The sequence below is a fragment of the Streptomyces sp. NPDC111516 genome (assembly GCF_055635345.1).
Genome location: NZ_JBVKBV010000017.1, coordinates 87,928 through 109,120, shown reverse-complemented (window position 1 = coordinate 109,120; position 21,193 = coordinate 87,928). Strand labels below are relative to the sequence as shown.

At 70.2% G+C, this 21,193-nt stretch carries 17 protein-coding genes; 13 read left to right on the top strand and 4 right to left on the bottom strand.

The genetic code is table 11. The features are described from left to right. Positions 1 to 136: 136 nt before the first annotated feature. The 7 genes from ACZ7L9_RS27325 to ACZ7L9_RS27295 all read left to right on the top strand — a co-directional run bounded on the left by ACZ7L9_RS27325 (position 137) and on the right by ACZ7L9_RS27295 (position 7,972). Positions 137 to 1,504: an FAD-dependent oxidoreductase gene (locus ACZ7L9_RS27325; RefSeq protein WP_471419158.1), complete on the top strand. Its 1,368-nt coding sequence runs from the start codon at positions 137 to 139 to the stop codon at positions 1,502 to 1,504. Positions 1,505 to 1,765: 261 nt separating this feature from the next. Further along, on the top strand, positions 1,766 to 2,815 hold the full coding sequence (locus tag ACZ7L9_RS27320) for an iron-siderophore ABC transporter substrate-binding protein (RefSeq protein WP_471419156.1): 1,050 nt from the start codon (positions 1,766 to 1,768) through the stop codon (positions 2,813 to 2,815). A 17-nt stretch (positions 2,816 to 2,832) separates the two neighbouring features. Then, positions 2,833 to 3,870: a FecCD family ABC transporter permease gene (locus ACZ7L9_RS27315; protein WP_471419154.1), complete on the top strand. Its 1,038-nt coding sequence runs from the start codon at positions 2,833 to 2,835 to the stop codon at positions 3,868 to 3,870. After that, complete coding sequence (locus ACZ7L9_RS27310) at positions 3,867 to 4,931, top strand: FecCD family ABC transporter permease (protein ID WP_471419153.1); 1,065 nt, start codon at positions 3,867 to 3,869, stop codon at positions 4,929 to 4,931. Before ACZ7L9_RS27315 ends, ACZ7L9_RS27310 begins: the two co-directional genes overlap by 4 nt. A 191-nt stretch (positions 4,932 to 5,122) precedes the next feature. Further along, positions 5,123 to 5,977 carry a YndJ family protein gene (locus ACZ7L9_RS27305; RefSeq protein ID WP_471419151.1) on the top strand — a complete coding sequence of 285 codons (855 nt, stop codon included), beginning with the start codon at positions 5,123 to 5,125 and terminating at the stop codon, positions 5,975 to 5,977. Then, a complete protein-coding gene (locus ACZ7L9_RS27300; protein WP_471419149.1) occupies positions 5,974 to 6,498 on the top strand; it encodes a DUF1990 family protein in 525 nt (174 codons plus the stop codon). Before ACZ7L9_RS27305 ends, ACZ7L9_RS27300 begins: the two co-directional genes overlap by 4 nt. 37 nt (positions 6,499 to 6,535) lie before the next feature. After that, positions 6,536 to 7,972: a lipase maturation factor family protein gene (locus ACZ7L9_RS27295; protein WP_471419147.1), complete on the top strand. Its 1,437-nt coding sequence runs from the start codon at positions 6,536 to 6,538 to the stop codon at positions 7,970 to 7,972. Positions 7,973 to 8,142: 170 nt separating this feature from the next. Here the strand turns inward: ACZ7L9_RS27295 and ACZ7L9_RS27290 are convergent, their stop codons facing one another. Both ACZ7L9_RS27290 and ACZ7L9_RS27285 read right to left on the bottom strand, forming a co-directional pair. After that, on the bottom strand, positions 8,143 to 8,319 hold the full coding sequence (locus tag ACZ7L9_RS27290) for a hypothetical protein (RefSeq protein ID WP_177328339.1): 177 nt from the start codon (positions 8,317 to 8,319) through the stop codon (positions 8,143 to 8,145). 373 nt (positions 8,320 to 8,692) lie between these two features. Then, the gene (locus ACZ7L9_RS27285) at positions 8,693 to 10,177 is read right to left on the bottom strand and encodes an SDR family NAD(P)-dependent oxidoreductase (RefSeq protein WP_471419145.1); all 1,485 of its coding nucleotides are present in this window, start codon (positions 10,175 to 10,177) and stop codon (positions 8,693 to 8,695) included. Positions 10,178 to 10,416: 239 nt separating this feature from the next. On the opposite strand from ACZ7L9_RS27285, the gene ACZ7L9_RS27280 reads away from it, so the two are divergent. The 4 genes from ACZ7L9_RS27280 to ACZ7L9_RS27265 all read left to right on the top strand — a co-directional run bounded on the left by ACZ7L9_RS27280 (position 10,417) and on the right by ACZ7L9_RS27265 (position 16,092). Beyond that, positions 10,417 to 11,712, top strand: coding sequence for a PP2C family protein-serine/threonine phosphatase (locus tag ACZ7L9_RS27280; protein WP_471419143.1), 1,296 nt, complete (start codon positions 10,417 to 10,419; stop codon positions 11,710 to 11,712). Then, positions 11,709 to 13,334, top strand: coding sequence for a sensor histidine kinase (locus tag ACZ7L9_RS27275; RefSeq protein ID WP_471419141.1), 1,626 nt, complete (start codon positions 11,709 to 11,711; stop codon positions 13,332 to 13,334). Before ACZ7L9_RS27280 ends, ACZ7L9_RS27275 begins: the two co-directional genes overlap by 4 nt. Before the next feature lie 99 nt (positions 13,335 to 13,433). Next, positions 13,434 to 13,889, top strand: coding sequence for an ATP-binding protein (locus ACZ7L9_RS27270; RefSeq protein WP_471419139.1), 456 nt, complete (start codon positions 13,434 to 13,436; stop codon positions 13,887 to 13,889). 556 nt (positions 13,890 to 14,445) lie between these two features. Next, entirely contained in the window at positions 14,446 to 16,092 is a 1,647-nt protein-coding gene (locus ACZ7L9_RS27265) for an APC family permease (protein WP_471419137.1), read from the top strand. A gap of 35 nt (positions 16,093 to 16,127) precedes the next feature. Here ACZ7L9_RS27265 and ACZ7L9_RS27260 read toward each other — a convergent pair whose 3' ends face one another. Beyond that, complete coding sequence (locus ACZ7L9_RS27260) at positions 16,128 to 16,808, bottom strand: (2Fe-2S)-binding protein (RefSeq protein ID WP_471419135.1); 681 nt, start codon at positions 16,806 to 16,808, stop codon at positions 16,128 to 16,130. Positions 16,809 to 17,061: 253 nt separating this feature from the next. On the opposite strand from ACZ7L9_RS27260, the gene ACZ7L9_RS27255 reads away from it, so the two are divergent. Beyond that, positions 17,062 to 18,132, top strand: a complete 1,071-nt coding sequence (locus ACZ7L9_RS27255) for a DMT family transporter (protein ID WP_471419133.1) — start codon at positions 17,062 to 17,064, stop codon at positions 18,130 to 18,132. On the opposite strand, the gene ACZ7L9_RS27250 is transcribed toward ACZ7L9_RS27255, so the two are convergent. Then, positions 18,102 to 19,475 carry a transglycosylase family protein gene (locus tag ACZ7L9_RS27250; protein ID WP_471419131.1) on the bottom strand — a complete coding sequence of 458 codons (1,374 nt, stop codon included), beginning with the start codon at positions 19,473 to 19,475 and terminating at the stop codon, positions 18,102 to 18,104. The two genes, ACZ7L9_RS27255 and ACZ7L9_RS27250, sit on opposite strands and share 31 nt — an antisense overlap. Positions 19,476 to 19,706: 231 nt before the next feature. Between ACZ7L9_RS27250 and gndA the strand changes: the two genes are divergently transcribed. After that, the gene (gene gndA, locus ACZ7L9_RS27245; protein ID WP_471419129.1) at positions 19,707 to 21,149 is read left to right on the top strand and encodes an NADP-dependent phosphogluconate dehydrogenase; all 1,443 of its coding nucleotides are present in this window, start codon (positions 19,707 to 19,709) and stop codon (positions 21,147 to 21,149) included. The last annotated feature ends 44 nt before the right edge of the window (positions 21,150 to 21,193 follow it).

The following is a 21,193-nucleotide window of genomic DNA, read 5'->3' as shown; positions in this document are numbered from 1 at the left end:
GCGCCCGTAGGGCCGCCCGGACGGAGACCGCAGGTCAGCAACGGTTACCGTGTCCCGTGGCGCACGGTAAGCCCATCCTTACCTCTACCCTGCGCCGCACCGCCCGCGTCAGCCCGTTCTAAGGACCTGCAACTCCATGACCCGCCCCGTCCGCGTCGCCATAGTCGGAGCCGGCCCCGCCGGAATCTACGCTGCGGACGCGCTGCTGAAATCCGAGGCCGCACAGGACCCGGGGGTTTCGATCGACCTGTTCGAGCGGATGCCCGCCCCCTTCGGCCTGATCCGTTACGGGGTTGCCCCCGACCACCCGCGGATCAAGGGCATCGTCCAGGCACTGCACCAGGTGCTCGACAAGCCGCAACTGCGGCTGTTCGGCAACGTCGACTACCCCGCCGACATCGACCTGGACGATCTGCGGTCCTTCTACGACGCGGTGATCTTCTCCACCGGCGCCGACGCGGACCGCGCGCTCGACATCCCCGGCAGCGGCCTGGACGGCTCCCACGGCGCAGCCGACTTCGTCTCCTGGTACGACGGACACCCCGACGTGGCGCGCACCTGGCCCCTGGAGGCGGAGAAGGTCGCCGTTCTCGGGGTGGGCAATGTGGCCCTGGACGTGGCGCGCATGCTCGCCAAGACTGCGGACGAACTGCTGCCGACCGAGATACCCGCGAACGTCCACGAGGGCCTGAAGGCCAACAAGGCCCTGGAAGTGCACGTCTTCGGGCGCCGCGGTCCCGCGCAGGCCAAGTTCAGCCCGATGGAGCTGCGGGAACTGGACCACTCGCCGAACATCGAGGTCATCGTCAACCCCGAGGACATCGAGTACGACCAGGGTTCGATCGAGACCCGGCGCGGCAACAAGCAGGCCAACATGGTCGCCTCCACGCTGGAGAACTGGGCCATCCGCGACGTGGGCGACCGGCCGCACAAGCTGTTCCTGCACTTCTTCGAGTCCCCGGCGGAGATCCTCGGCGAGGACGGCCGAGTCGTCGGCCTGCGCACCGAGCGGACCGAGCTGGACGGCACCGGGAACGTCAAGGGCACCGGACGCTTCACCGACTGGGACGTGCAGAGCGTCTACCGTGCGGTCGGTTACTACTCGCAGGAGCTCCCGAAGCTCCCGTTCGACGTGGCCTCCGGCACCGTCCCGCACGCCGCGGGGCGCGTCGTCGACGGCGTGGAGCCCATGCCCTCGGTGTACGTCACGGGATGGATCAAGCGCGGCCCGATCGGCCTGATCGGCCACACCAAGGGCGACGCCAACGAGACGGTCGCCTGCCTCCTGGAGGACCACGCAACGGGCCGACTCCCGGCGCCGGAGCGGCCCGAGCCGGAGGCCGTCACCGCGTTCCTGGAGGAGCGCGGCGTCCGTTACACCACCCGCGAGGGCTGGTACCGCCTGGACGCGCATGAGCGGGCGCTGGGGGCGGAGCAGGGGCGCGAGCGGATCAAGGTCGTGGAGCGCGACGCCATGCTGGACGCTTCCGAGCCCCGCTCCTGACAGTACGGACCGTTCCTGACGGTACGGACCGACGGTCCGTACCGTCAGGAGGGGCAGCTCCGTCCACCTCGGCGGAGCTGCCCGGCCGGGATTTCGCTCAACGACCCTGCAGCGCCCCGACGTTGCCAGTGACATTGTCATGACTCTGACAATCCCAGGAGGCCGGTTGTAGGCGGAGGTCCACTTAGCTTAGGCTTACCTAAGTTCTGACGCTCCGCGTGGGAATCGCCCGCCCCGTCCACCTACCCATGAGGTACACCCATGTCCCGGTTCACCCGCGTGCGTCGCCGGACGCTCGCCGCAACTGCCACCGCCGCAGCGTTCGTTCTCGTCCTCGGTGCTTGTTCGTCGAGCGACGACGGCAAGGAGACCTCGGGCGCAGCCGGGAAGAGTGGCGGAGCGTTCCCGGTCTCCATCAAGAGCGCGCTCGGCACGGCGGAGATCAAGAAGCAGCCCGAACGGGTCGTCACCCTCGGCCAGGGTTCGGCGGAGACGGCCATCGCGCTCGGCCACACCCCGGTGGGCATCGAGAGTTACGAGTGGGGAAGCGACAAGTCGGGCTATCTGCCATGGATCCACGAAGCGGTGAAGAAGAAGGGCGACAAGCTGCCGACCCAGTTCACCGGCGGCGAGGACATCGACTTCGAGGCCATCACCGAGCTGGAGCCGGATGTCATCCTCGCGCCGTGGTCCGGGATCACGCAGAAGGATTACGGCATCCTCAAGGACATCGCCCCCACGGTCGCCTATCCCGATCTGGCGTGGAGCACGGACTGGGACGAGCAGATAGACATCGTCGCCAAGGCGCTGGGCCGGCCGGACAAGGCGAAGACCCTCATCTCGAAGATCGAGAAGCAACTGTCCGACGCGGCGGCGACCCGGCCGGACTACAAGAAGCACACGTTCTCGTACATCTACAACACCGGCCCCGGCACCCTCGGCGTGTTCAAGCCCAACGAGCAGCGCGTCGAGATGGTCTCCTCGCTCGGTCTCACCGTCGACCCGGTGGTGAACACCTTCAAGGAGACCAGGGGCACCGACTCGGCGCTCATCGGGCTGGAGAACGCCGAGAAGCTGAAGGACAGCGACCTCGTCTTCACGTTCTACACCGACGACAAGTCCCGTGAGGAGATCGAGGCGCAGCCGCTGTACGCGGCGATCGGGGCGGTCAAGAGCGGCGCCGTGGTCGCGGGCAAGGACAACTCCTTCGTCACGGCCTCCTCGATCATCAACCCGCTCACCGTGCCGTGGGTGATAGACCGTTACCTGCCGTTGATCGACAAGGCCGTCAAGGCCGCCGACAAGGGCTGAGGCCGACCATCCCGCACATGGCCACCACCACACACGCACCGCCGAGCGGTGCCGGAACCTCAGGGACCCGCACCGCTCGGCGGGTGTATTCCGTCGTCATCGCAGTCGTCGTCCTCGTGCTCGCCGTGTTCGCGAGCGTCATGTTCGGCAGCCGGACCACGTCGTTCGGCGATGTGCTGCACGTCCTGTCCGGTACCGCCGATCCGAATGTCACCACCATCGTCGAGAGCCGCTGTCCGCGGACCGCGCTCGGTGTGCTCGCCGGTCTCTGCCTGGCCGTCGCGGGCACCCTCATGCAGGGCGTGACCCGTAATCCGCTGGCCGATCCCGGTCTCCTCGGGATCAACGCCGGCGCCTCCGCGAGCATCGTCGCCGCGACCGCCTTCCTGGGGGCGTCGGGCAGTACGGACACCATGTGGTGGGCGCTGCCCGGTGCGCTGATCGCCGGTCTGCTCGTCCATGCGATCGGATCGGCGGGGTCGGGCGGCGGTCTGGCGCGGCTCGTGCTGGCCGGTGCGGTGCTCTCCGCCGTACTGATGTCGTTCATCCAGGCGGTGACGCTGAGCCGGCCGAAGGTCTTCGACAGCTATCGGTACTGGGTCGTCGGCGCGCTCGGCGGCCGGGACTTCGACGTCTTCTGGTCGGTCCTGCCGTTCGCGGTGGCCGGTCTGCTGATCGCGGTCCTGCTGGGGCCGGGCCTCAACACGCTCGCACTCGGTGACTCGGCCGCGGCGTCCCTCGGAGCGAATCCGGCCCTGGTGCGGGCGGGCGGGCTGCTCTCGGCCACGCTGCTGAGTGCCGCGGCGACGGCGGCCGTCGGCCCGATCGCCTTCGTCGGGCTGGCCGTTCCGCATGTGGTGCGGGCCCTGGTCGGTGTCGACTTCCGTATGCAGATCCTCTTCTCGGCGCTGGCCGGTCCCGCGCTGCTGCTCCTCGCGGATGTGGTGGGCCGGGTGGTCATGCGCCCGCAGGAACTGATGGTCGGTGTCGTGACCGCGTTCATCGGGGCGCCCGCGCTGCTCGTCGCCGTACGCAGGATGAGGGGTGCCGCATGACGTCGCATCAGGCCGGATTCCGCACGGCGTCGCCCAGGGGGTTCCTGACGATCGGCCGGACCGTGGCGGTGCCGGTCCGGCGGGTGTCGGTGCTGACGGCGCTCGTCCTGTTCCTGCTGCTGGTGGTGGCCGCGGTCGCCACGCTGTCGTTCGGGCGGCTGGGCATTCCGCTCGCCGATCTCGCCGGAGCGGTGACCGGCGGGGCCGAGGGCAAATACGCTTTCGTCCTGGAACGCCTGCGCGGCCCACGGCTGACGGTCGCCGTGGGCACCGGTGGGGCGCTCGGTCTGTCCGGGGCGCTGTTCCAGTCCGTCACCCGCAATCCGCTCGGCAGCCCCGATGTGATCGGGCTGGGGGCCGGCGCGGGGGCGGGCGCCGCGATCGTCGCCCTGATGTTCCCGGACACGGTGCCGGTGGGGCTCGGCGCGCTGCTCGGGGCCCTCCTGGCAATGGTGCTGGTCCATGTGTCGACCGGCACCGGATTCCGTAACCCGGCCCGGCTCGTCATCGCCGGGATCGGGGTCGCCGCGATGGGTGCGGCGGTCACCCAGTACGTCGTCTACGCCATGGAGCGGGACCGGGCCGCCGTTCTCAGCGCCTACGTCAACGGCAGCCTGTCGGCGCGGTCCTGGGACGATGCCGGCACGATCTGGCTGGTGCTGCTGGTAGTCGCTCCGCTCACCGCCCTGATCGCCCGGCGGCTGGACATCGAGGAGATGGGCGACGACATCGCGGGCGCGCTCGGGTCCGGCCCCCGCGGCACGAAGACGATCGCCGTCGTCCTCGCGATCGTGCTCTCGGCGGGCGCCGTCGGTGTCGCCGGGCCCATCGCGTTCATCTCGCTGACGGCCCCGCAGATCGCCAAGCGGATCACCCGGGTCTCCGGCCCGCACCTGCTGCTGTCGACGCTGACCGGCGCGCTGCTGCTGGTACTCGCGGATCTCTGCGCCCAGCAACTGCCGCTCTTCGACAACCTGCCCGTCGGCATCTACACGATGGCCATCGGGGGCGCGTACCTCGGCTGGCTGCTGGTACGGGAGTGGCGCCGGGGAGTCCTGTGAGTCCCTACGGAGCTGTCGCGCGCCGCTGAAGCGGCTGTACGGCGCCAGGAATACGCCCCGCGGACGCGCCGTGCGTGCGTCGTCCTCTCCGGCCGCCGCGGTCACGTTGCCACGGCCTCTCTTGAACGCGTTCAAGAGAGGCCGTAGAGTCATCGCCGAACATACTTGAACACGTTCAAGTCGGGGGCTCGATGTCTGTACTGGTCGATCTGATCGTGATGCTGGGCATGCTGGTGGTGGTCCCCGCGGGGCTGCGGCTGGCCGGTGCTCCCGAGCTGGACCGGATACGGCGTCTGTGGCCGCTCTTCGCCGTGCCCGGCGCCGTCGCGCTGTGGCTGCCGCGCGGCGTGCCCGCCACCACCCTGGCGGCCTGTTACGCGCTCGGGGCCGTACTCCTCGCGCTGCACGCCCCACTGCGGCTGCTCCGCAAGCTCTCGGCGACCGGAATCGCCGCCGTGGCACCTGCCGAGGTCTCCCTGCTCACCGCCCTGGTCACCCCGTCGGTCGCCGCCACCGCACTGGTCGCCGAACGCTCGGGGCACCCGCTCTTCGGCTTCGGACTCGGCATCCTCGCGCTGACCGTGCCGCACTTCCACTTCGCCGGATTCGCCGCCGCGCTGGTCGCGGGACTCGTCTCCCGGGTCGCCGGCAGCACCGCGGGACGGTTCGCCGCGCTGAGCGTGCCGCTGGGCACCCTGCTCGTCCTCATCGGCTACTTCATCGGGGACTGGGCCGAACTGGCCGGAGCGGTCGTGCTGACGGCGGGCATGTGGACCGTCGCCCTTCTCACCTGGCGCTCGGTCCGCGGCGGGCAACAGGACGGCATCACCCGCCTGCTGCTGGCCACCTCGTCCGCCGTGCTCGCGGTCACCATGGTGCTCGCACTGAGCTGGGCGCTCGGCGAGGCCACCGGAATCCCGCACCCCACACTGACCTGGATGGCCGCCACCCACGGCCTCGGCAACGCACTGGGCTTCGCACTCTGCTCGGTGCTCGCCTGGCAAAGGCTCCAGAACCCCACCGATCACAAAGGCAGGACCGTATGAGCACCCTCACCTACCCCGAGGTCGGAGCCACCCGCCTCGGCCCGCTCCCCGACGGCTACCACCACCTCCACCACCGGACCCGGGTCGGGCGCGGCCGGGCCGACCTGGAGGCGGCGGGCGCGGCGGTCACCGGCTGGCGCATGCATCGCACCAGCGGTGCCCGGGTCCACGCGTCGGCGGCCCGCGCCGAGGCCGGGGGCTCCGTACGGGTGTCGCTGGGCGTCGGCCCGTTCCGTTTCACGGCGCCCTGCCGGGTCGTCTGGGCCGCCTACGAGGACGACCGCATCGGATTCGCCTACGGGACCGAGGTCCGGCACCCGGAATGCGGCGAGGAGTCCTTCGTCGTGGAGCTGACGGACGACGGGACGGTGTGGTTCACCGTCATGGCGTTCAGCCGCCCGGCCGCCTGGTACTCGCGCCTCGCGGGGCCCGTCGTGCCGGTGCTCCAGCGCTGGTACGCCCGTAGGCTCGGCACCACGCTGCGCCGTATCGTCACCGAAGGCCGAAACGAGCGCGTCTGAAGGGCTGAGCCGGGCCACCGGGCCGATACTGGAAGGGATGGACTGGTTCACCGCAGACGGGTACTGGCTCAGCCGGCTGGTCTTCCAGCGGGCTCTCGCCGGCGTCTATCTCTTCGCCTTCCTCACCGCCGTGCTCCAGTTCCGGGCGCTGATCGGTGAACGCGGCATGCTGCCCGTGCCCGATTTTCTGCGGCGCACGGACTGGCACAGCGCGCCCGGCCTCTTCCGGTTCCACTACTCCGACCGTTTCTTCGCATTCGTCTCCTGGACCGGCTGCGCGCTCGCCGTCGCCCTGCTCGCGGGGGTGGACTCGTACGTTCCGCTCTGGGCGGCGATGCTGCTCTGGGCGCTGCCCTGGGCGCTCTATCTCTCGATCGTCCAGGTCGGTCAGACCTGGTACAGCTTCGGCTGGGAGTCGTTGCTGCTGGAGACCGGCTTCCTCGCCGTGTTCCTCGGCAACGCGCACACGGCTCCGCCGGTCCTGGTGCTGTGGCTGTTGCGCTGGGTGCTGTTCCGGGTGGAGTTCGGCGCCGGGATGATCAAGATCCGCGGCGACGAGTGCTGGCGCAAGCTGACGTGTCTGTACTACCACCACGAGACCCAGCCGATGCCGGGTCCGCTGAGCTGGTTCTTCCACCGGCTGCCGAAGCCCGTGCACCGGGTCGAGGTGGCGGCCAACCACGTCACCCAACTCCTGGTGCCGGTGCTCCTCTTCACTCCGCAGCCGGTGGCGAGCGCGGCCGCGGGGCTGATGATCGTCACCCAGCTGTGGCTGGTCCTGTCGGGGAACTTCGCCTGGCTGAACTGGGTGACGATCACCCTCGCGCTGTCCGCCGTCGACTGGTCCCTGTTCACCGAACCGCCGGCGCAGTCCGCGCCGCCCCTCTGGTACGAGATCGTCGTCATCGCCGTCACTGCTCTGGTGGTGTTCCTCAGCTACCGCCCGGCGCGCAATCTGGTCTCCCGCCGCCAGGTGATGAACCGCTCGTTCGACCCGCTGCATCTGGTCAACACCTACGGCGCGTTCGGCAGCATCAGCCGGGTCCGGCTGGAGGTCGTGGTCGAAGGCACGGACGAGCGGGTGCTCCACGAGGGCACGGTCTGGCGGGAGTACGGCTTCCGCGGCAAACCGGGCGATCCGCGCCGGCTGCCCCGCCAGTTCGCCCCGTACCATCTGCGGCTCGACTGGCTGATGTGGTTCGCGGCGCTCTCCCCCGCGTACGCGGGCCCCTGGTTCGGCCAGTTCGTGGAACGGCTGCTGGAGAACGACCGGGACACGCTGCGGCTGCTGCGTCACAACCCGTTTCCCGAGGCCCCGCCCACGCATGTCCGCGCCAGGATGTACCGCTACCGGTTCACGACCTGGCGCGAACTGCGGGCCACCGGACGCTGGTGGCACCGCACCTACGTGCGGGACTTCATGCCGCCCGTCTCGCTCGGCCCGGCCTGGCTCAGCCCGACCAGGCGGCCTTGAACACCCGGGCGATCCCTCAACCATCCGATGACGTGCCGAAGTTGCGGTCAGGACCGCACGATCAGCCGGTGGCTCCGGACGCCGGTACGTCCGCACCACCCCGTAACGGCCGAGCTCCGGCCCACCCGTTGAGGGGTTGGCCGGAGCTCGGGTGTGAAGGCGAGAAGCGCTCAGTCGATGCCGGGCAGGATGTGCGGCTCGGCGAGGTCGTCCTCGTAGCCGGCCAGCCGGATCGGTGCGGACCTGGCCCACACTTCGATGTTCCGGAGCTTCTCGGGACCGCGGGCCCGCTCTCCGTGGCGTTCGGCCGGTCGTTTCTCGTGCTTCGTCAGTTCTGGTGTCGTCACCGCGCACTCCTTTGTGTCGCGTATCCCCGAGGCGATGCCGACGCCCCGGTCTCACAACCGGGTATCGACCACCCGCGAGGGCAGGGGTAGGAACAGTTCGGTCGCGGTGGCGCCGGATACGGGGCGGGACGGCGACTCGGTTGACAAGCCTGTCCCAGGACGGCCGAGGAGGGTTTGTGGGCTCCTCGATGACGTCCGTTCGCATAAGACTAACCAAATGAGCGCGTTCCCGCTCGATGGAACGCGTGCCATAGGTCACTTTCGGCCACCGCATACGGAAAAGACCCGGCCAGGAGCGATGCCCCGGCCGGGTCCACGGCGTCGCACGCAACGGCGCGACCGATGCTGCCGCGTCCGCGGCGTGACCTGTCGGCTACCAGTTGGCGGGCGCGTAGTCCTTGAGGAAGCAGCCGTACAGGTCCTCGCCCTCCTCGCCGCGCACGATCGGGTCGTAGACGCGGGCGGCTCCGTCGACCAGGTCGAGCGGGGCGTGGAAGCCCTCCTCGGCAAGGCGGATCTTGTCGGGGTGCGGGCGCTCGTCGGTGATCCAGCCGGTGTCGACGGCCGTCATCAGGATGCCGTCCTTCTCGAACATCTCCTGGGCGCTGGTGCGGGTGAGCATGTTCAGCGCGGCCTTGGCCATGTTGGTGTGCGGGTGGCCCGCGCCCTTGTAGCCGCGGCTGAACACCCCTTCCATCGCGGACACGTTGACCACGTAGGAGCGCTTGGCGGCGGTCGCGGCCATCGCCGGGCGGAGGCGGCTGATCAGGATGAACGGCGCGGTGGAGTTGCAGAGCTGGACCTCCAGCAACTCGATCGGTTCGACCTCCTCGACCGTCTGGATCCAGCTGTTGGTGTCGTGCAGGTCGGGCACGAGTCCGCCCGCGTCGATCGCGGTTCCGGCGGCGATCCGCTCCAGCGAGGCGGACCCGGTGACCAGGGCGAGCTCGGTGACGTCCTGCGCGGACAGGCCTTCCTTGCGGGCGGCCGGGAGAGCCGCGACACGGTCGACGGTGCCGCTGCCGAAGGTGCCGATGACCTCGGCGGCGGGCAGCTCCCCCGCAGGGAGCGGGGCGGACTCGGCGTTGACCAGTTCGCTGTACGCGTTCGCGGAGCGGCGCACGGTCTGCGCCGCATTGTTGATCAGGATGTCCAGCGGGCCCTCGGCCGCGACCGAGTCGGCGAGCGCGACGACCTGCGCGGGGTCACGCAGATCGATGCCGACGATCTTCAGCCTGTGGATCCACTCGTCGCTGTCCGGCATCGCCTTGAAGCGGCGGATCGCGTCGTTGGGGAAGCGGGTGGTGATGGTGGTGTGCGCACCGTCACGCAGCAGCCGCAGCGCGATGTACATGCCGATCTTCGCGCGGCCGCCGGTGAGGAGCGCGCGTCGGCCGGTGAGGTCGGTCCGGGCGTCGCGGCGCGAGCGGTTCTCCTTGGCGCACTGCTGGCAGAGCTGGTGGTAGAAGGCGTCCACCTCGACGTACCGGGTCTTGCAGATGTAGCAGGAGCGGGGGCGCTGGAGGACTCCCGCGATCTCGGCACGGGCCGAGGACGACGGCAGGACCCCCTGGGTCTCGTCGTCGATGCGGTCGGCCGAGCCGGTCGCGGTGGCCTCGGTGACGGCCTTGTCGTGCGCGGTCTTGGCGGCGCGGCGCTCCTGACGGCGGCGCTGCTTCACGGTCCGGTAGATCCCGGCCGTGGCGCGGCGCACGGCGATGGCGTCGGGGTGGTCGATCTCGATGGTGTCGAGTTCGTCGAGCACGCTCAGGCAGACGGCCAGCCGCTCCGGGTCGATACCGGGACCGAACTCCTCGGTACCGGAAGCGAGCTCCGGGCTGTCCTCTGTCACCGTCATTGCCATTCCTCTGTCGCTTGTCCCTCGTGGCGCCGACCGCCGTACCTGCTCCTGCCGGGCCGAACGCCCCGGTCAAGTCTGCCATGTACGGGATGCTGCTCCGTTCGTGTGATGTCCCCCGCGTGACGCGCGTGGCACGGAGTCGCTCCGCCCCCACGGCTCCTCCACGGTTCGGTCACATATGCTTCCCTGCGACACGGCCGGGGTTGAGTCGTGCCGTCCGTACAAGGGGGTGGAGAGTGGCAGAGCTCCCGGCGGGCGGCTCTCCTGCCAGAGCCTCGGTGCGTCCGGACGCCGTGCCGGTACAGAACGGGCCCGCCCCGGCCGGCAACGAATCCGGAAGCGAAACCGGCAATGACTCGGTGTGGAAGGTCGATGCCGTGATTCTGCTGGTGGAGGACGACGCCGGTGACGCCCTCCTCGTCGAGGAGATGCTCGCGGACAGTGAGCTGGATTCCGCGCTGACCTGGTGCCGGACGCTCGCGGAGGCGCGCCGGTTCCTGGCCGGCTGCCGGACCCCGTGCTGCGTACTGCTCGATCTGCATCTGCCCGATGTGTACGGCCTGGACGCCGTGACCCAGATCGTCGATTCGGCGCCCGATGCGGCCATCGTCGTACTGACCGGCAGGGCCGAGGCCGATACGGGCCTGTCGGCCGTGGCGACCGGCGCCCAGGACTACCTCGTCAAGGGGCGGCTCGATCCGGAGGCGCTGGGCCGCTCGGTCCGTTACGCCCTCCAGCGCAAGCAGGTCGAGCAGGCCGCGGCGGCGCTGCGCGCCAACCGGCTGATGGCTCGGGAGAACGCCCGCCTCGAACGCGGGCTGCTGCCGGTGCCCCTGCTGCACGACGATTCCTTCGAAGCGGTGGCACGGTACGCGCCGGGCCGGGCGCACGCCCTGCTCAGCGGTGACTTCTACGACGTGGTGCAGACCTCCGACGGCACGGTGCACGCGGTGATCGGCGATGTGTCGGGGCACGGGGCGGCGGAGGCGGCGCTGGGTGTCTGTCTGCGGGTGGCCTGGCGCACGGCGGTGCTGTGCGCGACCGGCCGGCTCGAACAGGTCCGGCTGCTCGAGGAGATCCTGGTCGCAGAACGCTCCGACCCGCATGTCTTCGCCACCGTCACCTCACTGTCCTTCTCCCCGGACCGGCGCCGGATGCAGGTGGTGCGGGCCGGTCACCCCGGGCTGTTGCTGCGCAGCGGTGACCGGGTGAGCTGGGTCGAGCCGGAGCCCGGGATGGCCCTGGGGCTGCTGCCGGGGACGGGACGGTGGAGCGTCTCGGAGGTGTCCCTGCCCGGGGACGGCCGGATCGTCCTCTTCACGGACGGACTCTTCGAGGGGCGTACGGGGCCGGGCTCCCGGCTCGGCGAGGACGGGCTGCTCGCCCTGGCCCGCAGACACGGGGCGCTGCCGGCCCGCGCGTTCGTGGACACCCTGGTCGACGAGGCCGCCGAGGCCGCGTTCCCGTACGGCGGTCTCGCCGACGACGTGGCCGTGCTCCATCTGGGCTGGGGCCCGGGGACGCCGCGGTGAGCGGGCGGGACGCATCGCCGGAGCCCGGGCGCGGCCTGACCTCACGGCTGTCCGTTCAGAACCGGGTCCATCTGATTCTCGCCGTCTTCGTGCTGGTCGTCTGCGCGGGCCTGACCGTCGAGGGCCTGGTCCTGTCCCGGATATCCGACCGCACCACCGAGCTGGTGGACCGCATCCAGCCCGCCCGCTCCTCGTCGCTCCAGTTGCAGAACGCGCTGCTGGAGCAGGAGACCGGGGTCCGCGGATTCGCGCTCACCGGCGACTCGACCTTCCTGCGTCCGTACGAGGCGGGGATGCGGGACGAGAAGCTGCGGATGGCCCGCGTACGTGCCCTCGTCGGGGACGAGCAGCCCTTCGCCCGCGATCTCGACCGGATCGCCGCGGCCTCCCGGGAATGGCGCAGCGGGCATGCCGAGCCGCTCGTCGCCGCGGTCCGCCGGGACGGCCCGGCGTCCGAGTCCTCGGCCCCGATCCGGCAGAGCACGGACGAATTCGACACCCTGCGCCGCCTGTACACGGCCCAGCAGGCGCATCTCGACCTTGCGCGGGACCGGGCCCGAACCGATCTGAGCAACGCCCGCACCACCCGCGACGAGGTGCTCATCTCGCTGGTCGTGGGCTTTCTGCTCGCGGTGGGATCGCTGAGTCTGTTGCTGCACCGGATGGTGGGCCGGCCGCTGGGCCGGCTGACCGCCGCCTCCGAGGCGGTCAGCTCGGGGGCGTTCCACAAGCGGATCGAGGTCGACGGGCCCTCCGATGTGCGGGCGGTGGCGGCGGCCGTGGAGGACATGCGCCGTCGCATCGTCGAGGAGCTCGCCGAGTCCCGGGAACGCGAGACGCTTTTGGCGGAACAGACGCGGGAGCTGCGCCGGTCCAATGCCGAACTGGAGCAGTTCGCCTATGTCGCCTCGCACGATCTGCAGGAGCCGCTGCGCAAGGTCGCCTCGTTCTGCGGTCTGCTGGAGAAACGGTACGGCGCGGAACTCGACGACCGGGCGCGGCAGTACATCGACTACGCGGTCGACGGCGCCGGACGGATGCAGGTGCTGATCAACGATCTGCTCACCTTCTCCCGCATGGGACGGGTTCACGACCGGTGGAAGCCGGTCGACCTGGACCGGTCTCTCGACCGCGCGCTGGCCAATCTCGCGCTGGTCGTCGAGGAGTCCGGTGCCACGGTCGTACGGGAGGGACCGCTGCCCTCGCTGACCGGGGACGCCACGGCGCTGTCCATGGTCTGGCAGAACCTGATCGGCAACGCAGTGAAGTTCCGCCGCCCCGACGTGCCGTGCCGGATCGTGGTGGGCTGTGTGCGGGCGGGCGACGACTGGCACTTCCGGGTGGCGGACAACGGCATCGGCATCGCGCCGGAGTTCTCGCAGAAGGTCTTCGTCATCTTCCAGCGTCTGCACGGCAGGGAGGAGTACGAGGGAACGGGCATCGGTCTGGCCCTGTGCCGGAAGATCGTGGAGTTCCACGGGGGCCGGATCTGGCTGGACCCGGAGAGCGCCGAGGGCACCTGCATCCGTTTCACGCTGCCGGTCGCCCCCGCCGTACCCGTGCACACCGCGGCGCGGCAGCCCGACCCGGATCCCGCCGTCGAAAGGCCCGGGCATGGCTGAGATCTGCCCGGTTTTCCCCGGAGTGGGACCGTTCGTCGCGGGTAGGCGAACGTCGAGAAGCTGTCATCGAACACCCCTGCGTCGCCCTGGCTGGAGCACATGAACGAACAGGTCACCTCGCGACCGGCCGGCTGTCCCTGCCCGGACCGGCCCACGGAGGTTCTGCACAGCGCCGAGGTGTTCGACGGCGAACCCGGCTGCATCGCTCAGGCCCGGGACCTGGCCGACCGCTTTCTGGTCCGGCTGGCCGCCGAGTGGCTCGCGGTGTTCGGCGAGCACACCCGCAGCGATCTGATGCTGGCCGTGAGCGAGCTGGTCACCAACGCGGACCGCTACAGCAAGGGCCCGTATCTGCTGGAACTGGAGGGCACCGCGGAGCGCGTCAGCGTCACGGTGTACGACAGCAGCACGGCCCTCCCGCTGTTCTACTCACCCGACCCGGCGCGCCCCGGCGGCCACGGCATGGAGATCGTCGTGGCGCTGTGCGACCGGCTGACCGCCGAGCGCGTGCCGGTGGGCAAGCGCATCCGGGCCGAGTTCGGCTTGAGCACCTGACCTGTGGGGCGGGCGGGACGCCGCCCGCCCCACGACCACGGTCGGCCCCGTGCGGTGGGCGTCCGCGTCCGAAGTGCCCCAGTCCGACGGCTCGCTGCCCGTAGCCGCCGTTCTCATCTGCCTTCGCCGTCTCACCACGTGGTTGCCGGTCGTCGCGAGCCGGGCGCCCATTTTGTGAGCTCCTCCAAAGCCATTCGGACAGGGCGGTTGCGATCCAGAAGAGCCCAACGACTCTGATGGGACTCATGGTGTCGGACTGCTGGACATCCACGCGACGAATTCGGGCGGCTTTTCGCGGTGGCGTCCAGCACGGGCCGGTCATCCAGACCGGTCGCATCGACGGACCTGTGCAGTCCACGCCGCACAACGGCTGACACATCGTCTCCGGGGCGTGAGGATCCGCCATCCGGCGGCCGCTCCATGCGCGACCCGACTGGCGCAACTTCCGCATGCTCCGGGAACGACTCGCACAGATCGGGGCATCTAGTTGAGGTCCCGTGGATACGGACAGACACCTCACGCCTCATCCCCCACCGGAACAAGGGGTGCATCCAGCATGCAGATGTCCAAGCCGGTCGCACCCACGGCGCCCACGAATCCGGGCCTCAAGCGGGAGATCGGGCTGATCGGTCTCATCTGGACCTCGGAGGGGTCCATCATCGGGTCCGGCTGGCTGTTCGGCGCGCTGTTCGCCGCGCAGGCAGCCGGCACGGCGGCGCTCATCTCCTGGGGTATCGGGGCGCTCGCCATCATTGTGCTGGCGTTCGTGCACGCCGAACTGGGAGCCATGTACCCGGTCGCGGGCGGCACCGCCCGTTTCCCGCACTACGCATTCGGCAGTGCCGCCGGTGCGTCCTTCGGATGGTTCTCGTGGCTGCAGGCCGTCACCGTGGCGCCGATCGAGGTCATGGCGTCGCTGAACTATCTCAGCGTCCACGCCCCTTGGGTGCAGACCGGCAAGAATCACCTGACACCCGCGGGGTACGGGCTGGCCGTCGCTTTCATGGCGTTCTTCGTGGTCGTCAATTTCTTCGGCATCAAATGGCTCGCACACACCAACAGCGTGGCGACGTGGTGGAAAGTGGCCGTCCCCGTCTTCACCATCATCGTGCTGGCCGCCACCACCTTTCACGGCAGCAACTTCGGCTACCAGGGCTTCGCCCCCTTCGGCGCCAAGGGCGTGCTCTCCGCCATCAGCACCAGCGGCATCATCTTCGCGCTGCTCGGCTTCGAGCAGGCCGACCAGTTGGCGGGCGAGAGCCGTAATCCGGCCAGGGACATCCCGCGGGCGGTCATCGGCTCCATCCTCATCGGCGTCCTCGTCTACGTGGCACTTCAGGTGGTCTTCATCGCCGCCCTGCCGCACAGCGCGTTCGTCCACGGCTGGGCCGACCTCTCCTTCAGCGGAAAGGCCGGCCCGTTCGCCGGGCTCGCCACCTCCGTCGGACTCGGCTGGCTCGCCACGCTGCTGTACATCGACGCGGTCGTGTCACCGTCCGGTACGGGCCTGATCTACACCACCGCCACCTCTCGGGTCTCCTACGGCCTGTCCCGCAACGGCTACGTCCCAGCGGTTTTCGAGCGCACCACCAAGCGCGGCGTCCCCTGGTTCAGCCTGCTCTTCGCGTTCGTGGTCGGGCTCATCGTGTTCCTGCCGTTCCCCACGTGGCAGAAGCTGGTCGGCTTCGTCACGTCCGCGAGTGTGCTGATGTACGCGGGGGCGCCGCTCGCCTTCGGGTGCCTGCGCAAGCAGGACCCGGACCGGCCTCGTCCGTACCGGTTGCCCGGCGGGATGTTCTGGGCACCCGTGGCCTTCATCGTGTCGAACCTGATCATCTATTGGGCGGGCTGGGACACCCTGTGGCGGCTCGGTGCCGCGATCGTGCTCGGCTACCTGCTCCTGGGCGGCTCCGCGCTGCTCAAGCTCAACCCCAGGGTGCCGCACATGGACTGGTGGTCCGCGCAGTGGCTTCCGGTGTACCTCGTGGGCATGGGTCTGGTCTCCTGGCAAGGCGGTTTCTGCAGCACGGGCCCGGCGTCCACGGCGTCCTGCGGTGCGACGGATGCCCTTCCGCTGTGGTGGGACATCGCGCTCATCGCGGCGTTCAGCCTGGTGATCTACTTCTGGGCCCAGGCCGTCCGGCTCCCGGACGAGGAGACCCAGGAGTACATCGGCTCCGTAGAGGTGGTGCCCGGCGGGTGACCCGGCCTCGCGCCCGGCTCCGGCGCGTCCGTGTGTCAGACCCTCTCGAAGACGCAGTCACCGCACAGACCACCGGCCGGACAGCGGTAGTACAGGCAGCAACTACGGCGGCGGAACGCCGTGTCGTGCGGGGCGCCGGTGTTCCGCAGGTCCGGGTGGTCGAACAGTTCGGCGACCAGTGCGCCGGCCCGTACGGACACGTCGGGGCGGCCGTGACTTCTCGCCCAGGCGACCAGTTCGCGCAGGGCTCCTGCCAGCGCCGAACCGGCGTTGCCCCACAACAGCCGGTTCGACAGGGGGCCGTCCCGGTGGATCGCCTCGGCAAGGGGCACGAGGTGGCCGTACTGGACGGCCTCCCGGATCCGGTCGGCGGTGGCGGGCAGCGTTTCGGAGGGGCTCAGCCACAGATCGTCCGGGGCGGTGTGCCGCGGGTCCCAGTGCAGGGCATCGGGCGAGAGACCGGGGAAGCGTCCCGTCAGGGCCGCCGGGCCGAGCGCGACCGACCAGAGGCGAGCGGCCAGCCCCAGGTGTGCAATGGAGGCGGCGACTCTGCGCTCGGAGGTACGGAGCCGGTCGGCGACCGTGTCGATGCGGGCCGCGAGCGGTGCGGAATCCCCCGCGTACAACAGGGCCAGCGGGCGGTGCGCACCCCCGGGTGGTGCGGTGGTGCGCAGGGCGAAGAACCCACCCACCGAGGACCCTGCCGGCTCGTCCATCGCGCTGCTCCCTCCCGGTTCGGTGGCCGCCGCGACCGGTGACCTCGCGGGATCGCGGGCGTCCGGGATGCCGCGAGCCGCGCGACCCGGCGTTCACCGTATCCCCTCCGAGTGATCGACTCGGAGTCCTCAGGAGGGATGACTACCGTCGGCAGGAGGACACCGGGACCACTCCCGTACTACCAAGGCAGTACGACGGATCGCCCCCTCAAGGACGACGACGCGGCCGCCTCGGAGGGACATCGTGGTGAACATGAGTTCCCTTGCGCTGTCCGTGCTTCTGTCGCTGGTCTCCGCGGTCGCCTACGCGGCCGGGGCAATCGTCCAGGAGCGCGTGGCCGCGGCCGGCGACGGCCGCTCGCTCGCACCCTTGCGCAACCGTGTCTGGTGGTCCGCCGTGGCGCTGAACGGGGTTGGCGCGGTGCTGCATGTCGTGGCGCTGGCCTACGGTCCGCTCAGTCTCGTCCAGCCGCTCGGTGCGCTGACCATCGTCTTCGCCCTGCCGATGGCGGCACTCTTCGTACGCCGCCGGGCACGGGCCACCGCATGGCGCGGCGCAATCATGGCGACCGTCGGTCTGGCGGGCCTGCTCGCGCTCACCGGGGACGGCGAGTCGCGGTCGCTGAGCGGCCCGGATCAGCTGATGCTCGCCGGTGTGGCGCTCGGTGGGGTCGCGGCGCTCTTCCTGGTCTCCAAGGGTGTGCACAGGCCGGTGGTGCGGAGCGTGATCGTGGCAGGGGCGGCGGGTGTGGCTTTCGGTATCGCCTCGGTGTTCACGAAGACGGTGGCGGTGCAGTGGACGTCCGGCGACGCGGGGGCCGGAATGCCGGCTCTGCTGGCGATCGCCGCATTCGCGGCGGCCGGGCTGCTGCTGTCCCAGGTCGCGTACCGGGGTGCCGGGCTGACCGCGCCGCTGGCCACGGTGACCGTGGTGAATCCGGTGATAGCCGCGGCCGTCGGCATCACCATGTTCGACGAGGAATTCCGGCACGGTACGACGGGCACCGTGCTCGCGCTGGCGTGCGGGGTGGTCGCCGCCGGCGGGCTGATCCTGCTCACGACGGAGCGGCTGGGTTCGGAGCGTCCGGCGGCGATGTCCGCGAGGCCTGCCGCGGCCGACGAAGCCGTCGCGGCGGCCCCTGCGCTGCCCCTGCTCATGTCGTTGGAGCGTCGGATCGGACAAGTGGAGTTCGGGCCCGGGCGGCCGTCACACGCCCGCCCCGCACGGCGGGACGGCGTGTCGTCCACGGCGTCCGGCGCAGCCGATGACGCAGCCGGATCGCCAGGGGCCGTTCAGACGCTGACGCCGCCCGCCCTGAGGTAGGCCAGCGGGTCGATGTCCGAGCCGTAGCCGGGGCCGGTGCGGATCTCGAAGTGCAGGTGCGGACCCGTGACGTTCCCGGTGGAGCCCGATCGGGCAATCCGCTGGCCTGCGGAGACGTGCCGGCCCTCGCGCACGTGAAGCGCGGACAGGTGCGCGTACTGGCTGTACTTGCCGTTGCTGTGCCGGATGACGATCTGGTATCCGTACGCTCCGCCCCAGCCCGCCGAGACGACCGTGCCGGAGTCGACCGCCTTCACCGAGGTACCGGTCGGAACGGGGAAGTCGACACCGGTGTGGTAGCCGCTGGCCCAGGAACCGGCCTGGTGGTACGGGGTGCCGATACCGGCCGCGACCGGCGCGACGAGGCCGGCGTGCTTCTCCGCCCGCTCATGGTCGTGGCTCTCGGTCTTCTTCGGGTGGGGCTTCGGCTTCGCGGTCCGATGGTGCGGCTTCGCCGTCCGGTGCTGGGGTTCCGCGCTCCGGTGATGCGGCTCCGCCGTTCGGTGCTGGGGATTCGCCGACTGGTGGGGGGACGTGGCCGCTTGCTGCTTCGGCTTGGCCGTCCGGTGCTGCGGCTCAGCCTTTTCGTGCGGTGCGGTCGTCGCCTTCGGCTTCTTCGTCGGCTTCGTCGTCACGGTCGAGCCCGCCCCGGCATCCGTTCCCGGTGCCCGGGCCGCATCGAGGCTCAGGCGCTGCCCGGGAAAGATGAGATCCGGGTCGTCCCCCACGACCTTGCGGTTCGCCGCGTACAGGTGCTGCCAGCCGCCCCGTACGTGCTCGGTCGCCGCGATCGCGGAGAGCGAGTCGCCAGGGGTAACGGTGTACGACTCGCGCTTGCCGGGCACCGTGGTCGGCGTGGCGGGCGTGGGCGTCCGCTTCGTCTCCGGCTTCCCGGCGACGACCTTCCCGGGCGTCTTCACCTGGCTGGTCCTCGCCGACTGGGTATTGACGTCGGGGGCGTCCCCGCCGCTCGTCAGCCCCGCCCGTGTCGAACAGCCCGGCCAGGCGCCGGGCCCCTGCCCTTCGAGCACCTTCTCCGCAACGGCTATCTGCTGGTCCTTGGTCGCGAGATCGGCGCGCGGGGCGTACGCCGTGCCACCGTAGGCCGCCCAGGTCGAGCGGGTGAACTGCAGGCCACCGAAGTAGCCGTTTCCGCTGTTGACGTGCCAGTTGCCGGTGGACTCGCAGGCGGCGACCTTCTCCCAGACGTCCGTCGACGCGGCGCCCGCCGAGGCCGCCGCGACAAGCGGGAGAGCGATGCCCGCGCCTCCGGCGGTGACCGTGAGCGAGGCGCGGTTGAGCCGGCTGGGCTGATATCTGCGGTGCCGTCCGTTCGCGGCCATGACTTGGCTCCCCCACAGGCAGTAGGACACGTCGCAAGCGCCCAACTTATGGGCAGACAAAGGGCGATGACAAGAGAGTAAAGCCCGGCGCACCCGTCACGGACGGCCCTGACGGCCCGGATCGTCCCGTGCACAGACGGAGCCATACGGCCCATGCTGAACTGCCGTTGCCCTGCCCCGTATCCATACTGAAGATCCCGGCATCCCTGACACAGATTGCAGAGAACACAGATGAGCGGCACCGCGCAGATCGGCGTCACAGGACTCGCGGTCATGGGCCGCAACCTCGCCCGTAACTTCGCCCGCAACGGCTTCACGGTCGCCGTACACAACCGGACGACCGCGAAGACGGACGCCCTGGTCGAGGAGTTCGGCGACGAGGGTTCCTTCGTGGCGGCACGTACGCCGGAGGAGTTCGTCTCGGCGCTGGAACGCCCGCGCCGGCTGGTCATCATGGTGAAGGCGGGCGGTCCGACGGATGCCGTGATCCAGGAGTTCGCGCCGCTCCTGGAGGAGGGCGACGTCATCATCGACGGCGGCAACGCGCACTTCGAGGACACCCGCCGCCGCGAGCGGGATCTGCGCGGGCGCGGCATCCACTTCGTGGGCGTCGGCATCTCGGGCGGCGAGGAGGGCGCGCTGAACGGGCCGAGCATCATGCCGGGCGGCTCGTCGCAGTCGTACGAATCTCTGGGGCCGCTGTTGGAGAAGATCGCCGCCAAGGCGAAGGACGGCGCCCCGTGTACCACTCACATCGGTCCCGACGGGGCCGGGCACTTCGTGAAGATGGTCCACAACGGCATCGAGTACGCGGACATGCAACTGATCGCGGAGGCGTACGACCTGCTGCGCAAGGTGTCGGGCTACTCCCCCGCGAAGATCGCCGAGACGTTCCGCCGCTGGAACACCGGCCGCCTCGACTCCTATCTGATCGAGATCACGGCGGAGGTGCTCTCCCACACCGACGCGGCCACCGGAAAGCCCTTCGTCGACATCGTGCAGGACCAGGCGGAGCAGAAGGGCACGGGCCGCTGGACCGTGCAGATCGCGCTAGATCTCGGGGTTCCCGTCTCCGGTATCGCGGAGGCCGTGTTCGCCCGCTCGCTGTCCGGCCACGCGGATCTACGCGAGGCGGCGAAGAGCCTGGCGGGCCCGTCGGCCGCGGTGCTCGACGAATCGGCTGCCGCGGCGTTCGCCGACCGGGTGGAGCAGGCGCTGTACGCGTCCAAGATCGTCTCGTACACGCAGGGGTTCCACCAGATCCGGGCGGGCAGCGAGGCGTACGACTGGAACATCGACCTCGGCGCGGTGGCGGCAATCTGGCGGGCCGGGTGCATCATCCGGGCCGCGTTCCTGGACCGGATCCGGGCGGCCTACGGCACCCGCCCCGACCTGCTGAGCCTGCTCTCGGACAAGCAGTTCGCCACGGAGATCGGCGCGGCCCAGGACGACTGGCGCGCGGTGGTCGCCGAGGCGGTGCGGCAGGGTGTGCCGACGCCGGGTTTCGGGGCCGCGCTCTCGTACTACGACGGACTGCGCGCGGGCCGGCTGCCCGCGGCGCTGACCCAGGGGCAGCGCGACTTCTTCGGCGCGCACACGTATCGGCGTACGGACCGCGAAGGCTCCTTCCACACGCTCTGGGGCGGCGACCGGTCCGAGGTCGAAACCGGCTGATGCGCGGGACGCCGGCGGCGCCCCTGGCCCACGGCGGCGGGCGG

Excerpts from the sequence above, each read along its gene's own strand:
- ACZ7L9_RS27270 (WP_471419139.1), top strand. The coding sequence starts at position 13,434 with ATGAACGAACAGGTCACCTCGCGACCGGCCGGCTGTCCCTGCCCGGAC.
- ACZ7L9_RS27305 (WP_471419151.1), top strand. The coding sequence starts at position 5,123 with ATGTCTGTACTGGTCGATCTGATCGTGATGCTGGGCATGCTGGTGGTG.
- ACZ7L9_RS27300 (WP_471419149.1), top strand. The coding sequence starts at position 5,974 with ATGAGCACCCTCACCTACCCCGAGGTCGGAGCCACCCGCCTCGGCCCG.
- ACZ7L9_RS27265 (WP_471419137.1), top strand. The coding sequence starts at position 14,446 with ATGCAGATGTCCAAGCCGGTCGCACCCACGGCGCCCACGAATCCGGGC.
- ACZ7L9_RS27320 (WP_471419156.1), top strand. The coding sequence starts at position 1,766 with ATGTCCCGGTTCACCCGCGTGCGTCGCCGGACGCTCGCCGCAACTGCC.
- ACZ7L9_RS27325 (WP_471419158.1), top strand. The coding sequence starts at position 137 with ATGACCCGCCCCGTCCGCGTCGCCATAGTCGGAGCCGGCCCCGCCGGA.
- ACZ7L9_RS27315 (WP_471419154.1), top strand. The coding sequence starts at position 2,833 with ATGGCCACCACCACACACGCACCGCCGAGCGGTGCCGGAACCTCAGGG.
- gndA (WP_471419129.1), top strand. The coding sequence starts at position 19,707 with ATGAGCGGCACCGCGCAGATCGGCGTCACAGGACTCGCGGTCATGGGC.
- ACZ7L9_RS27295 (WP_471419147.1), top strand. The coding sequence starts at position 6,536 with ATGGACTGGTTCACCGCAGACGGGTACTGGCTCAGCCGGCTGGTCTTC.
- ACZ7L9_RS27255 (WP_471419133.1), top strand. The coding sequence starts at position 17,062 with ATGAGTTCCCTTGCGCTGTCCGTGCTTCTGTCGCTGGTCTCCGCGGTC.
- ACZ7L9_RS27260 (WP_471419135.1), bottom strand. The coding sequence starts at position 16,808 with ATGGACGAGCCGGCAGGGTCCTCGGTGGGTGGGTTCTTCGCCCTGCGC.
- ACZ7L9_RS27250 (WP_471419131.1), bottom strand. The coding sequence starts at position 19,475 with ATGGCCGCGAACGGACGGCACCGCAGATATCAGCCCAGCCGGCTCAAC.
- ACZ7L9_RS27310 (WP_471419153.1), top strand. The coding sequence starts at position 3,867 with ATGACGTCGCATCAGGCCGGATTCCGCACGGCGTCGCCCAGGGGGTTC.
- ACZ7L9_RS27285 (WP_471419145.1), bottom strand. The coding sequence starts at position 10,177 with ATGACGGTGACAGAGGACAGCCCGGAGCTCGCTTCCGGTACCGAGGAG.